At 70.7% G+C, this 14,123-nt stretch carries 12 protein-coding genes; 5 read left to right on the top strand and 7 right to left on the bottom strand.

Annotated elements, in window-relative coordinates; all coding sequences use genetic code 11:
• Positions 1–26: 26 nt before the first annotated feature.
• The 4 genes from chvE to ADK57_RS39755 form a co-directional block, all read right to left on the bottom strand.
• On the bottom strand, positions 27–1,139 hold the full coding sequence (chvE, locus tag ADK57_RS39740; RefSeq protein ID WP_420711962.1) for a multiple monosaccharide ABC transporter substrate-binding protein: 1,113 nt from the start codon (positions 1,137–1,139) through the stop codon (positions 27–29).
• Positions 1,140–1,283: 144 nt separating this feature from the next.
• The gene (locus ADK57_RS39745) at positions 1,284–2,252 is read right to left on the bottom strand and encodes a hypothetical protein (RefSeq protein ID WP_053754586.1); all 969 of its coding nucleotides are present in this window, start codon (positions 2,250–2,252) and stop codon (positions 1,284–1,286) included.
• A gap of 109 nt (positions 2,253–2,361) precedes the next feature.
• Positions 2,362–3,366, bottom strand: coding sequence for a zinc-dependent alcohol dehydrogenase (locus tag ADK57_RS39750; RefSeq protein WP_053754587.1), 1,005 nt, complete (start codon positions 3,364–3,366; stop codon positions 2,362–2,364).
• On the bottom strand, positions 3,363–4,520 hold the full coding sequence (locus ADK57_RS39755) for a mandelate racemase/muconate lactonizing enzyme family protein (protein ID WP_053754588.1): 1,158 nt from the start codon (positions 4,518–4,520) through the stop codon (positions 3,363–3,365). The genes ADK57_RS39750 and ADK57_RS39755 overlap by 4 nt, the downstream gene beginning before the upstream one ends.
• Before the next feature lie 342 nt (positions 4,521–4,862).
• On the opposite strand from ADK57_RS39755, the gene ADK57_RS48405 reads away from it, so the two are divergent.
• Complete coding sequence (locus ADK57_RS48405) at positions 4,863–5,945, top strand: SCO2400 family protein (RefSeq protein WP_053754589.1); 1,083 nt, start codon at positions 4,863–4,865, stop codon at positions 5,943–5,945.
• 135 nt (positions 5,946–6,080) lie between these two features.
• On the opposite strand, the gene ADK57_RS39765 is transcribed toward ADK57_RS48405, so the two are convergent.
• Positions 6,081–6,524: a MarR family winged helix-turn-helix transcriptional regulator gene (locus ADK57_RS39765; RefSeq protein ID WP_053754590.1), complete on the bottom strand. Its 444-nt coding sequence runs from the start codon at positions 6,522–6,524 to the stop codon at positions 6,081–6,083.
• A gap of 92 nt (positions 6,525–6,616) precedes the next feature.
• On the opposite strand from ADK57_RS39765, the gene ADK57_RS39770 reads away from it, so the two are divergent.
• Entirely contained in the window at positions 6,617–7,639 is a 1,023-nt protein-coding gene (locus ADK57_RS39770; RefSeq protein WP_053754591.1) for an NADP-dependent oxidoreductase, read from the top strand.
• A 105-nt stretch (positions 7,640–7,744) separates the two neighbouring features.
• Complete coding sequence (locus tag ADK57_RS39775) at positions 7,745–8,173, top strand: organic hydroperoxide resistance protein (RefSeq protein ID WP_053754592.1); 429 nt, start codon at positions 7,745–7,747, stop codon at positions 8,171–8,173.
• Positions 8,174–8,376: 203 nt separating this feature from the next.
• Here the strand turns inward: ADK57_RS39775 and ADK57_RS39780 are convergent, their stop codons facing one another.
• The gene (locus ADK57_RS39780) at positions 8,377–9,528 is read right to left on the bottom strand and encodes a serine hydrolase domain-containing protein (protein WP_053754593.1); all 1,152 of its coding nucleotides are present in this window, start codon (positions 9,526–9,528) and stop codon (positions 8,377–8,379) included.
• On the bottom strand, positions 9,525–12,086 hold the full coding sequence (locus ADK57_RS39785; RefSeq protein ID WP_053754594.1) for a M14 family zinc carboxypeptidase: 2,562 nt from the start codon (positions 12,084–12,086) through the stop codon (positions 9,525–9,527). The genes ADK57_RS39780 and ADK57_RS39785 overlap by 4 nt, the downstream gene beginning before the upstream one ends.
• A gap of 191 nt (positions 12,087–12,277) precedes the next feature.
• Between ADK57_RS39785 and ADK57_RS39790 the strand changes: the two genes are divergently transcribed.
• On the top strand, positions 12,278–13,141 hold the full coding sequence (locus ADK57_RS39790) for a hypothetical protein (RefSeq protein ID WP_053754595.1): 864 nt from the start codon (positions 12,278–12,280) through the stop codon (positions 13,139–13,141).
• Between the two features lie 45 nt (positions 13,142–13,186).
• The gene (locus ADK57_RS39795; protein ID WP_053754596.1) at positions 13,187–13,987 is read left to right on the top strand and encodes an EI24 domain-containing protein; all 801 of its coding nucleotides are present in this window, start codon (positions 13,187–13,189) and stop codon (positions 13,985–13,987) included.
• The last annotated feature ends 136 nt before the right edge of the window (positions 13,988–14,123 follow it).

Consider the following 14,123-nt stretch of genomic DNA (forward strand, 5'->3'; position numbering starts at 1 on the left):
CCTTCCAATCACTAGGGGTGTGGCGGTTACTTGAGGTCGCTTTCCTTGATGTAGCCCGAGTCGACGACGACCTTCTGGTAGTTGGCCTTGTCGACGGCGACCGGCTCCAGCAGGTACGCGGGCACGACCTTCGAGCCGTTGTCGTACGTCTTGGTGTCGTTGGTCTCGGGCTTCTTGTCGTTCAGCAGCGCGTCGACCATGTTCGAGGACACCTTGGCGAGCTCACGAGTGTCCTTGTAGACGGTCATCGACTGCTGGTTCGCGATGATCGACTTCACCGAGGCGACCTCGGCGTCCTGACCGGTGACGACCGGCAGCGGCTTGCTCGCGGAGCCGTAGTCGTCCGACTTCAGCGCGGAGAGGATACCGATGGAGATGCCGTCGTAGGGCGAGAGGACCGCGTCGACCCGCTCGCTCTTGTAGGCGGAGGTCAGGATGTCGTCCATGCGCTTCTGGGCGGTGCCGCCGTCCCAGCGCAGGGTGGTGACCTGGGTCAGCTTGGTCTGGCCGGAGCGGACGACGAGCTGCTTCTTGTCGATGTAGGGCTGCAGGACGTTCATGGCGCCCTGGAAGAAGTAGCGGGTGTTGTTGTCGTCGTTCGAGCCGGCGAAGAGCTCGATGTTGAACGGGCCCTTCTTGCTGCCGTCCTTCAGGCCGAGCTTCTCGAGAATGTAGTTGCCCTGGAGCTCGCCGACCTTCTCGTTGTCGAAGGAGGCGTAGTAGTCGACGTTCTCGGTGCCGAGGATCAGGCGGTCGTAGGAGATCACCGGGATGTCGGCGTCCTTGGCCTGCTGGAGCACGTTGTTCATCGACTTGTTGTCGATGGCCGCGATGATCAGCGCCTTGACGCCCTGCGTGATCAGGTTCTCGATCTGGGAGACCTGCTGGTCCGGGTCGTCCTCGCCGTAGACCAGCTTGGTCTTGTAGCCCTTGGACTCCAGGTTCTTCTTGACGTTGTTGCCGTCGGCGATCCAGCGCTCGGACGACTTGGTCGGCATCGCGATGCCGATGGTGGCGCCTTCGGAGCTGCCGGAGCTCTCCTCGCTACCGCCCTCGCCGCTCTGGCCGCAGGCGGACAGGGTGAGCGCGAGAGAGGCGGAGGCGGCTACGGCGGCGAGTGCGGCTCGGCGAGTACGCATGATCATCATCCTTGATGCTTGGGACGGGCTCGGTCTGGCGGTGCGGGGACGCTGGGTGGCGCGGTGCGGGGTGGGACCGAGGAGAAGATGTGTTGGATTGTGTGTGACTGCGTCTGCTTTTGTGAAGGGGCGTTGTCCGGAACGTTATGAGGGCGTATCGAACCGGTGCAGTGCGCCAGGCAGCCGTGAGCCGAGCGGGGCCATGTCGTCGCCCACTCCGTGCCGTGCCAGCAGGTCCAGAGCGAGCCGGCCGCGGCGCACTCTTTCCCGGGCGGTGTTCAGGGTCACGTCGCGCATGTGGTGACCGTACGGGTAGATCGCCGGGGCCTTGGACAGGCCGAACTTCAGGTAGAGCGGCGCGCCGCGCCGGATCAGCTCGGCGACCTCGTACATCCGCACGTAACCGCCGAGATCGTCGGGGGCCTCGATGTACATGTCCATGGGGGCGGCGGAAATCCGCCGGATCTCGGTGAGGTGATCGAGCGTCAGATCGCTGGGCACGTTGATCGAGTCGCCGCCCAGGTTCTCGTACACGGCGTACGCGGCCGGGTTGACGGGCCCGATCAGGGCGCTCACCTTGAGAGTCGTGTCGGCCGGGATGATCCCGGCCCGGCGCGCCCGGTGCAGCGTCCACAGCACGCCCTCGTCGGCGACGAGGAGGCACTTGACGCCCAACTCGGTTGCGCGGACGGCGTCTTCGACGCACCCGGCGACCGCGTCGTGGCCGCGGGCCCGCAGGCCGCCGCCGCGCGAGTCGGTACGGGTCGAGCCGCCGATGTCCCAGGTGCCGCGCGGGCCGGTGAACAGGCAGAGCTCGATGTCGCGCTCACCCGTCGCCTCGACCATCTCGGTGATCTCGGCGTCGGTCAGCATCCACACGCCGCTGCCCTGGCTGATCCGGTGGATCGGCACATCGAGGCGCGAGGCTTCCTTCAGGACGACGGCCAGCGCTTCGGGGCCCTCGCACGAGGGGATCTCGGTGCGCCAGCGGCCGCCGCCGGGGAAGGTGTGCGGCGAGGCGTCGGCGGGGTCAAGGGCAGGTGCGCCCAGGCCGAGGGAGGTGAGTGCCTGCTCACCGGGCCTGCGGGCTGCCGTGGCGGAAGCGTCGGTCACTGGCTGTCCTTCTGTTTGATATTTCGGACGAGGTTCGCGGCTCAGCGCGTGCGGGGCTTGGTGTACGCCGGTACGGGGGCCGTCAGGTTGCCCGCGTACCGGCGTACGTCTAGGGGCGGAGCAGCACCTTGCCCACCTTCGGATCGCCGGACCCCACGAGCTCGATCGCCTCGGGGAACCCGTCGAGCGGCAGCTCGTGCGTGACCAGCGGCAGCGGATCGAGCAGTCCGGCCCCGAAGACCCGCACCGTGTGCGCCCAGGCATCCGGCGGTGCTCCGAAGACGGTGTGCACCTCCAGCTGGCGTACGACCAGGTCGGTCGGGTCGAGACCCTCGGCGCCCGGCGCCGGGATGCCCGTCAGGACCAGGCGGCCGCCGCGCCTGAGCAGGGAGGCGGCGGTGCCCGCGGCGGACGCGGACCCGGCGGTCTCGATGACGACGTCGAAGTCGTCGGGGAGCGGCTGGTCCTTCGTACGGAAGTCGGTGGCACCGAACTGGCGGGACAGCGCTTCGCGATCGGTGCGCGTGCCGACGACCAGCAGCTCCGCCGGGGAGCCCGCCTTCAGGAACTGGACGGCGAACATGCCGAGGGTGCCGGTGCCGACGACGGCCACCCGCTCACCGGGCCGGGCGTTCGCCTTGATCGCGGCGGCCGCGATGCAGGCGGCCGGCTCCAGCAGGGCCGCCGCCGTCAGGTCGGCGTCGTCCGGCAGGGCGTGCAGCAGCCGGGCGGGCAGGGTGAGGGTGGTGGCCATCGCGCCGGGCTGCGTGAACCCGGTCTCCTCGTACCCCGCCGTGCACAGGGTGGTCTCGCCCGCGTGGCAGCGGTCGCAGACCTGGCAGTTGCGGAAGCCCTCCCCCACGACCTTCCGGCCGACGAGGGACTCGGGGACGCCGGCGCCGACCGCTTCGACGGTCCCGGACCACTCGTGGCCGGGGGTCAGCGGGTAGCGGACGTATCCCTCGGGCCGGTTGCCCTGGTACAGCTCGCGGTCGCTGCCGCAGATGCCGACGGCGTGGACGCGTACGAGCGCCTCACCGGCCTCCGGCTGCCTGGGCTCGTGCGAGATCAGCCGGTGCTCGCCCGGCGACTCGACGACGACGGCCGTGCTCACTTGCCGCCCTTCGGCTTGCGCTGCTCCCAGCCCTCGGCCCACAGGTCGAACCGGGCCTGCTGCTGGGGGAACTCGGCGGCGGCGTCGACGTCGAGCTCGACGCCGAGACCGGGAGCGTCGGAGAGGTGGAAGTACCCGTCGATGACCTGGGGCGCGCCCTTGACGACCTTCTTGATCTCCGAGTCCGCGAAGTCGTTGAAGTGCTCGAGGATCTTGAAGTTCGGGGAGGTGAACCCGACCTGGAGGGAGGCCGCCGTGAGGACCGGGCCGCCGACGTTGTGCGGCGCGACCAGCATGTAGTGCGTCTCGGCGGTGGCGGCCAGCTTCCTGGTCTCCCAGATACCGCCGATGTGGCCGACGTCCGGCTGGATGATGTCGACGGCCTGGCTCTCGAAGAGCTCACGGAACTCGATGCGATCGTGAATCCGCTCACCGGTGGCGACCGGGATGTCCACCTTGGCGGCGACCTTCTCCAGGGCCTTGAGGTTCTCCGGCGGGACCGGCTCCTCCAGCCACGCCGGCTTGAAGGGCGCGAGGTCCTTCGCCAGCCGGACGGCGGTGGCGGGGGAGAAGCGGCCGTGCATCTCCAGCATCAGCTCGGCGTCCGGCCCGATGGCGTCGCGCACGGCCTCGATGAGGGAGACGGCGTACAGGCTCTGCTTGTGGTCGAGCTCGAAGTGCCCGGTGCCGAAGGGGTCGATCTTGAGCGCCTTGTAGCCGCGCTCCATGACCCCCGTGGCGGCCTTGTGGTAGGCCTCCGGCGTCCGCTCGGTGGTGTACCAGCCGTTGGCGTACGCCTTGACCTTGTCGGTCACCTTGCCGCCCAGCAGCTGCCAGACCGGCACGCCGAGGGCCTTGCCCTTGATGTCCCAGCAGGCCATCTCGATGACGGCGATCCCGGACATCACGATCTCGCCGGCCCGCCCGTAGTCGCCGTACTTCATGCGTCGGACGAGGTCTTCCGTGGCGAACGGGTCGGAACCCAGAATGTGATTGGCCTCGGCTTCCCCCAGGTAGCCGATCAGCGCGTCGGTGTGACCCAGCATCCGGGTCTCGCCGACTCCCGTGATGCCCTCGTCGGTGTGGACCAGGACGTATGTCAGGTTGCGCCACGGCGTCCCGACCACGTGTGTGCTGATTCCGGTGATGCGCACGGCAGTCGCCCCTTGCTGCTTTGTCTCTGCTTCGTCGGCTCACTTTTGCGTGTGTTCGAAATTTCGTCACACGTTCGAAATGCTGACGTGACAGTAAGGATGGGGTGAGGCGAGTGTCAATGGGTCCAGCACATAACAGTTTCGACACTGCTTTCGACAGTACTTTCGGAGATGGTTTCGGCGCGATGGGGGCGGAAGGTGTCGGGTGGCCCGGATGTCGCAGGTTGGCGGGGAAAGGCCGGCCCGGGCGCGACATTCCGCGCCGGACGGCGCGGTTCCCTACACAACTTTCACAGCTGTGACTATGAACGCCACCTGAGAGGAACTTAATCTTCCCGCGTCATGGACTACTGCCTCCCGTGCCGACGGCACCTCAACGGCGCCCTCGCCTGCCCGGGGTGCGGATCCGCGGCCGAAACCCTGCGCGCGTACGCGACGCAGCCGCAAGCGCCGGTCCAGGCGGGGGTGGCGCCGGGCGGGGCGTACCAGGAGTACGGAGCCGACGCGGCGCACGGTGCCGGGGCGTACGGCGCCGGGACGTATGACGCTGGGACGTATGACGCCGGGACGTATGGCGGCGGCTACGCGGAGAACGGCCGTACGGGTGCCTACGGGAGCGCGGACCCGGCCGATGCCTACGGGGGCGGCCAGGCCGCCACGGAGTACGGAGACGGCCACGGAGGCGCCTCGTACGGGGAGGCCGGCGAGAGCGGCGACGGCGACACCGGTCCGGTGGAGGCCGAGGCGGCCGCCGACCGGGCGGAGGCGGTGACGGAACCGTCGGGCGGCCGGGCGGCACGCCGCCGGGCCCGGGGGCGCGGCGGCCGGGGCGCGGCGGCTTCCGAGGACCCCGAGGGGTATGACGACCGCCATGACCGCGAGGAGGACGACTCCGAGAGCGACGACGGTCCCGTGGGCGGATCGAGTCGACGCGATCGCAAAGCGGCCGCGCACCGGCGCCGCCGACGCCGGGCCCTGCTGATCGTCGCGGGCTTCGTGCTGGCGGCCGGCGGACTGAGCCTCGCGGAACTCGGCATGGACGCGCCGGGCTCCAAGCCCGAGCCCGCGGCGGCCGGCGGAGAGTCGGCGGAGGGCGGGGCGTCGTCGGAGGCGGGCGAGTCGGCCCGGCCGTCGACCGGTGCGGCAGGAGCGGGGACGGGCGCATCGCACTCCGCCTCCCCGGACGCGTCGGCCTCCCCGTCGGCCTCGGAGTCCTCGAAGGACGACAAGTCGAAGGACGGCGAACCCGACACTGAGGGGCAGTCCGCGACGGCGGGCACGGCCCCCGACACGTCCCCGACGACCTCGGACCCGACGCCCCCGGCCCAGTCCCCGGCCCCCACGTCGGACCCGACGACGTCGGACCCCACTCCCGACCCGTCGCCGTCGGAAACATGCAACCGGGTCTTGTGGTGGTGCAGCTGAGGTGTTCCGGGTTGTTCCGGAACCCCTGAGGCGTTCCGGGTTGTTCCGGAACTCCTTAGGCGTGACGCGTCGTTCCGGACCGCCGCGGATCTCGGCCGCCGGGCGAGCGCGGTGCCGCTCTGTGGGGACGCGCCCTCAGGCGCCCTGTTCCAGCATTCTCCGCAGCAAATCACGCAAAGCCAGCCGCTCCTCGTCCGAGAGTCCGGCCAGCGGCTCCCGCGCGAAGCGCAGTCCCTCCCGCAGCCCCCGGGCCACCTGCCGCCCCTCCTCCGTCGCGGCGGCCACCTTCACCCGGCGGTCCGCCGGGTCCGGCCGGCGCTCCACCAGTCCCCGGGCCTCCAGTCGGTCGACGATGCCCGTGACGTTGGACGGCTCACACTTCAGCTTCTGGGCCAGCTTCCGCATCGGCAGGGGTTCCAGCGACAGCAGGCTCAGTAGCCGCGCCTGCGCTCCGGTCAGCGCGTGTTCCGCGGCCGCCTCCTCGTAGTCCTCGTAGAAGCGCGCCACGACGTCACCGATGAGCTCGACCACCTCCATGGTCAGTGCGTCGGGTCGGCGGGTCTTCTCGGGTGTGGCCATGGAATCCAGGGTACCCGGTTACTTGACATCCTGAAATATTCAGGCGCATGGTTGTTTCAGGCACTGAAGTATTTTGAGGAAGGCCCGGTTCCATGTCCGACACTCCCACGCTCCCCTCCGTAAGCCGCGAATGGCGCCTGCTCAGCCGCCCCGTCGGCTGGCCCAAGCCCGAGGACTTCGAGCTGGCCGAGGCGGAGATCCGGCAGCCCGGTCCCGGCCAGGTGCTCGTGCGCAACGCGTACCTCTCCGTCGACCCGTACATGCGTGGCCGGATGAGCGCCGCCAAGTCCTATGTGGCCCCCTTCGAGCTGGGCAAGGCCATGCAGGGAGGCGCGGTCGGCGAGGTCGTCGCCTCCAACGCCGACGGCATCTCGGCCGGCGATCACGTCCTGCACTTCGGCGGCTGGCGCGAGTACGCCACCTTCGACGCCCAGCAGGCCGTCAAGGTCGACCCCGAGGCCGCCCCGCTCTCCACGTACCTCGGCGTCCTCGGCATGACCGGCCTCACCGCCTACGCGGGCCTCCTGCGCACCGCCGCCTTCAAGGAGGGCGACTCGGTCTTCGTCTCCGGCGCGGCCGGTGCCGTCGGCAGCCAGGTCGGCCAGATCGCCAAGCTCAAGGGCGCCTCCCGGGTCATCGGCTCGGCCGGTTCCGACGAGAAGGTCAAGCTCCTCGTCGAGGAGTACGGCTTCGACGCGGCGTTCAACTACAAGAACGGCTCGGTCGCCGAGCAGCTCCGCGAGGCCGCGCCGGACGGCGTCGACGTCTACTTCGACAACGTCGGCGGGGACCACCTGGAGGCCGCCATCGGGCGGCTGAACCGCGACGGCCGGATCGCGGTCTGCGGAATGATCTCGGTCTACAACAGCACCGAGCCCGTCCCCGGCCCCAAGAACCTCGCGCGCCTGATCCAGACCCGCGGCCGCATCCAGGGCTTCCTGGTGGGCGACCACTACGACCTCCAGTCGCAGTTCGTCCAGGAGGTCGGCCCCTGGGTCGCCTCGGGCGCGCTCAAGTACCGCGAGACCGTCGTCGAGGGCATCGAAAACAACCTTGAGGCCTTCCTCGGCGTCCTGCGCGGGGACAACACCGGGAAGATGATCGTCAAGCTGTAAGCCTCCCGCATCTTCCCTGCTGTTTTCGGCATGCGGTAACTTCTTTCCGAAATCCGTCGGGGTCGTGGGCGCGAGCCCCGGCGGACCGAGGAGGAGGACAACCGCATGCCCAGCAGCGCCATCCGACGTTCTGACGTCCTGTACACCGCCGTCGCCACCGCCGAGAACGGTCGCGACGGCCGGGTCGCCACCGACGACGGCACGCTCGACCTCGTCGTCAACCCGCCCGAGGAACTGGGCGGCTCCGGCTCCGGCACCAACCCGGAGCAGCTCTTCGCCGCCGGCTACAGCGCCTGCTTCCAGGGCGCCCTCGGCGTCGTCGCCCGCCAGGAGAAGGCCGACATCTCCGGCTCGACCGTCACCGCGAAGGTCGGCCTCGGCAAGAACGGCGACGGGTTCGGCATCATCGTCGAGATCTCGGCCGCCATCCCGAACGTGGACCCGCGGACCGCCCGCGACCTCATCGAGAAGGCCCACCAGGTCTGCCCCTACTCGAAGGCGACCCGCGGGAACATCACGGTGACGCTCGGCTGAGCCGTGCTGACGGCTCGTTCGCCCACGGGGCGCCTCGGCCGGTGTCGAGAGCCCGATCGTGCCCGGCCCTTCGGGCCTTCGCGCGATCGGGCCTCCGCGTGTTCGGGCTCTCGGCACCGGCGCGCCCCCACGGCTCTCTCGCGGCCGGCGCGTGGGGACAGCGGGCGTCGGCGCGCGCCCCCGCCGACTGCTGTTGCCTCCGATCAGCTCGCCAGCGCTGCGCTGTGCACCGCGCTCACCAGCCGGTCGTTCTCCGGCGCCGCCCCGCCCGGGAAGGCCATCCGCCGGCGCGTGTAGCCGTACGCCAGCCCGCTGCGCGGATCGGCGAAGGCCTGCGAACCGCCCGCGCCGCTGTGCCCGAACGTCCCGGCGCCCAGGAACGGATGCCACATGTCGGCCGTCGCCTGGAAGCCGAGCCCGTAGGACTTGTGCGCCCGGGCCACCAGGTCGTACCCGGCCGAATGGATCTGCCCCACCTCGGCGACCGTGTCCGGCTTCAGCAGCGGCGGTCGCCCGTCCACCTCGCTGATCGCCGCCGCGTACATCCCGGCGAGCCCGCGCGCGGCGGCGACCCCGCCCGCCGACGCCGGTCCCTTGGCGCGTACGGCACGGGAGTTGGCGTAGTCCACCAGGTCACCCGAGTCCGGGACGTGCTGGTTGAAGGCGATCGCGGAGAGCGTGTGCGGGCCGGTCGGCATCGAGTCGAGCAGGGCTTGTTGCGTCGCCGTGGGGGTCATCGGCTGGACCGGGCGGTAGCGGGGTTCCAGCGCCTCGGGCAGCCCCAGAAAGAAGTCGAGCCCGTACGGGGCGCGGATCCGCTCCTCGTACACCTCCTGGAGCGTACGACCGGTGGCGCGCCGTACGACCTCGCCGGTGAGCGCGCCGATGACGAGCGCGTGATAGCCGAAGGCCGTGCCCGGCCGCCAGAACGGCCGCTGGTCGGCGAGCCGTTCGGCGACCGCCCGGTCGTCGGCCAGCTCCTGCGGGGAGAACCCGGCGTCGAGCCCGACCAGGCCCGCGCGGTGGGAGACCAGGTCGCGCAGGGTCAGCGCACCCTTGCCCTCGGCGCTGAACTCCGGCCAGTAATACGTCACTTTGCGGTCCAGTTCGAGCGTGCCGTCCTGCACGAGGAGCGCCACCACGAGGTGGGCGGCACCCTTGGTGGAGGAGTACACGCCGTAGAGGGACCCGGCGTCGGCGCCGTCCCCCGTCCACAGGTCGACGACCTTGCGGCCGTGCACATATGCGCACAACTGCCCTTCGTAGTCGGGCCGTTCCCCCGACACGAACGCGGTGAACTCCTCGTGCACCGCCTCGAATCCCTCCGCGACGATGCCGTGGATCTCCTGCGTCATCCGCTCTCCTCACCTGTACCGCCGCGCGCGTTGGCCACTGTGAACAGCGCGCGTGCGACCTGCGCGAATTCCCCCTTCGGATGGTCCCGGAAGAGGGGTTCGGTGCCGAACAGAACGGCCCCCGAGCTGCTGACGACCGAGGCCTGCCCGGCCGCTTGTGCGGGACCGCCGAAGCCGTCCTCCAGTGCCCGCCAGTGTCCGGAGACGAGCGGGTTCCCGGTCGCGTACCTCTGCTCCACCCGGACGTCCGGCCCGAGGTCGGTGAACCAGACGGGCGCGTACACGAACCCGTGGTCCGGCGCACCGGCCGTCACCGGTCCCGAATTCACTACCCGCACCACGCCGTTGGCGTCCCCGTTGCCCTCGACGGGTTTCGCGGCCACCAGCCCGGTGGCGGTGCCGAGGTCGGCTCCGGTGACACCGCGCCCGACGAGCCCGTGACCGGAAGCGAGGAACGCGTCGAGCGCCGTGCGGGCAGCCGCGTCGAGGGCGCCGCGGTCCAGCCCCGCCGACACGAACAGCACGTCCGCAGCCGACCAGTCGAAGCCCGAGTTCAGCACGGCCGTCGAGACCGGCGTGACCTCGAAGTTCATCTCCCGCAACGCGAACAGCTCGCCCGGCGTGACGGCCGCGGCCACCCGCAGCCGGCGCAGCTCGGTCGTGCCGGTCACCTTCGTCGCGTCGAAGACGACGTCGTACGTCCGTGCGGCAGCCGCCGCCTTCGCCCGCGCCGACGCCGGCACGATCGCGCTGCCGTCCGTGGACCGTCGCACCGAAACGCCTTGCTGGAGAAGGGAGTTGAGGGCCGCGACCTCCTGCGGGTCGTCGAGGCGCAGCCGCAGGTCGCCGCGCGGGGCGACGTAACCGACCGGCGCGGCCTCGTCGACGGCACGCAGCGCTACGCCCGTCAGACCGCCGGACGTCACCGGCTCGACCTCGGCGCCCCACAGGCGGCCCAGGCTCCAGCCCGAGATGTCGTACATCACCGAGACCTTGTCGCTGATGTCCGTCCCGTCGGCGAGCAGCACGTTCGCGAGCCCCCGCTTGGGCTGGTGCATGTCGACGACGTACGAGCCCTTCGCGTACGACCGTCCGGCGAGCCGGAAGGCGTGGGCGGCGCGGGTGACCCGGATGTCGTTGGCGAGGAGGTGGTCGACGAGGCGGGCGGCGGCGGTGGACCCGCCGGGGATGACATAGGCGCGCGGGAAGTTCGTGGTGTAGACGTCCTCCGGACCGATGCCCGGAACGCCCGGCACCGTCTCCTCCGAGACCGGCACCTGTGCCGCGCCCGCAGCCCCGCGCCGGAAGACCTCGATCTGGTCGGCGACGAGCGAAGCGCGGTGCCTGCGAACGAAGTCGAGAGTGGCCCGGATGGCGGCACCGGCCACGTCCACGTTGATCGCGGACCGGCGGCGCAGTTCGCTCTCCGGCAGGTTGTCGTAGGCCGCGTTGTTCACCGCCAGCGGGATCTCCACGGTGTGCGCGGCGACCGTGCCGTGGAAGGCCGCGTACTGCGGGGTGAAGATCGGCGGCCAGTCGTCCCAGCCCTCCTCCTGGTCCCGGAAGGGGATCTGCGCCGGCTGCACGCCGTCCTTCGCGGGCGTGTAGCCGAGGCCGTTGACGGCGGACTCCATGCCGAGGGCGTTGGCGTAGGTGTTCTTCAGGAAGAGGTCGTACTCGTAGTTCTCGCCGTGCGGGGGAGTGGTGGGCTCGATGAGCGTGCCGTTGACGTAGCCGTGCAGGTCGAGCATGACGGCCGGCTGCTTGTCGATCTCGATCTGGCGCATCGCCCGCACCTCGGGCTGCGAGGCGGTGACGAAGTCCCGGTTCATGTCGAAGCCGTTGGCGTTGGCGCGGGTGCCGGCGATACGGCCGTCCGGGTTGGCCGTGATGTTGAAGTAGAGGCGGCTGTGCCCGAGGAGGTCCTTCGTCTTCGCGTCGTTCGCGGTCGCGAGCTGCTCGATGAGCTTCAGGGAGGCGTCGGTGCCCTCCCACTCGTTGCCGTGGATGTTGTTGTTGAAGAAGACGGGTGCCTTGTAACCCGCCCTGATCGACGGGTCCTTGGCGGCCCTGCCCGGTGCGTTCTCGATCAGCTCCCGCATCCGCTCCTGGGCCCTGGCCTGGCGGGCGCTCTCCGGCGCGGTGACCGTCACGAGGTACAGCCGGTGCCCGCCGGCCGACCTGCCCGCGACCTCGACGCTCACCCGGTCGCCGAGCTGCTGGATCGCGTTCAGCTTCGGGGCGATCGCGTGGTACGGCGTGAGGCCGAGCTTGACGGACTTGTCGGCCGGGTTCTCCGGGTCGGGGGCGAGGACCTGCTCGCGCGGATAACCGTGCTCGGTGTCGGCCGTCGGGGCGGCCCGATCGGTCAGCGCCCGCTCGGCGGCGCTCTCGGGGGCGCGGGCGGCGTACTCGTCGACGGCGGGGCCCTCGCGGGTGACGGGGGGTTTCGGCTCCGCGGCGGCGGTGTGGGGGGTGAGCAGGAGCGAGCCCGCCGTGGTGACGGCGAGGGCGGTGATCAGAACAGGTCTCGCAGGAACGGTTCTCGTGGTGCGCACGCGTACCTCCTCCGGGGCTTCCTGAGATCGGTACGGCGAGGTGTACCTGTTCGACTCAACCGCAACAAGAGGGAGTCGGTGTCGCGGATGCCCCGGATGGCGCATCCCGAGGGGTGCGGAGTGGGCATGCTGAGGGCGGAACACCCAGGAGTTCGGCGCCGGCGCCGGCGTGTGAGGCGAGGAGAGAGCCCATGGCAACGATCCCTTCGCTCCCCAGCAGGGACGACGTACTGCGCATGGCCCGCAACACCAGCGACATCACCGGTCAACTCCTCGACACGGCCGGGAACATCACCAGAATCGCCATCAACACCTTCGACCCGCGTGACGGTTCGGGCAGCGAGGCGCTGCGCGTGCTGCGCGAGACCACCGCGGAACTGGCCGAGGCGAGCGCGTCCCCGCAGGCCCAGGAGGCGTTCTACCGGATCGTCGACACCCTGATGCGCCTCGGGACGTCCGGGGCGCCGCTGGCCGTGCACCCCGTGAGCGAACCGGCCCAGGCGCTGCTGACGGCCCTGGGCGACAGCCTCCTCCCCGTCCTGGACGCGGTGGAGCCGGCCGTGGAGGAGTTCGCGGCGGCGCTCGGCGACCTGGTCGAGGCGACGTCACCCTTGCTGCCGGCGGCAGCGGGCCTGGCCGCGGGGACGTTGCTCGCCCTCACCCCCGTGATCCGGGTGGCGGCGGAGGTGTTGCGCGACTCGTCCCCCGAACTCCGCCGCATCGCCGACGCCCTGACGGCCGCGCTGGCCCCGCTGATGCCGCTCCAGGTGGCCCTCGCGGAACGCGCGGCCGAGGCCGGCGCCAACGTGGCCCGGACGACGCTCGCCCCGCTGGCCGACCTCACGGAGGCGGCAGCGGCGACCACCAAGGCGGCCCGCCCGGTCCTGATCGCCGGCGAGGAACTCCTCGTCTCCGGCCTCGAACACCTCCAGCCGCTCCTCCTGACGACCGCGTCCCGCGCGGGGCGCTTCGCGCGGGACGCGGCGGTGCGGGTGTCGGCGGCGGTGTCGCCCGCGGCGGAGCGGGGTGTTGTGGTGGCCGTGTCTCCAGCGTGAGCGGGGTGCCGGAGCCCCGAAAAGGCTCCCGGATAGAGTTTCCCCATGCGCGATCTCGGGGCGGGATTCAAGTACCTCATGAGGGGCCAACGTTGGGTGGCCCGGCACGGCAAGCAGTTCGGTTTCGGCCTTCTCCCGGGCCTGATAACCCTCGTCCTCTACGCGGCGGCACTCGTCGCCCTCGCGCTGTGGGGCGAGGACTTCGTGGCGTGGGCGACTCCGTTCGCCGACGACTGGACGAGCCCGTGGCTCGGCCTCTTCCGCGGCTTCCTCACCGTCGTGCTGTTCGCCCTGGCACTCCTCCTCTCCGTCATCACCTTCACGGCGGTCACCCTCCTGATCGGCCAGCCCTTCTACGAGAACCTCTCCGAGAAGGTCGACCGGGACGTCTCGCCCGACGGCACCGCCCCCGAGTCCGGCCTGTCGCTCGGGCGCGAGCTGTGGATCTCGGCCCGTGACAGCCTCCGCATCCTCGTGCGCGCCGCGCTCTGGGGAGTCCTCCTCTTCGCGCTCGGCTTCATCCCGGTCGTCGGCCAGACGGCCGTCCCGGCGATCGGCTTCCTCGTCACCGGCTTCTTCCTCACCCAGGAACTCACCTCCGTCGCCCTGCAACGCCGCCGCGTCGAACTCCGCGACCGCCTCACCCTCCTGCGCTCGCGCAAGACCCTGGTCTGGGGCTTCGGCACCCCCCTCGCCGTGTCCTTCCTGATCCCCTTCGTCGCGGTCTTCCTGATGCCGGGCGCGGTCGCGGGCGCGACACTCATGGCAAGGGACCTCCTCGGCGAGGAGACCACCGAGGAGGAGACCACAGAGGACGCGGACAACCCCAGCCCGTACGGCGTCTGAGAACCCACACCCGCAGACACCGGCCCCCTGTCCCAGCCTGCCCGGCACTCGAGCACGAGCCCCTCCGAGCCGAACCGGGGTCGGGGGGCGCAGCCTCAGCGGGGTGCAGGGGTGCAGGGGTGCAGGGGTGCAGGGG

The sequence above is a fragment of the Streptomyces sp. MMG1533 genome (assembly GCF_001279775.1).
GTDB lineage: Bacteria > Actinomycetota > Actinomycetes > Streptomycetales > Streptomycetaceae > Streptomyces.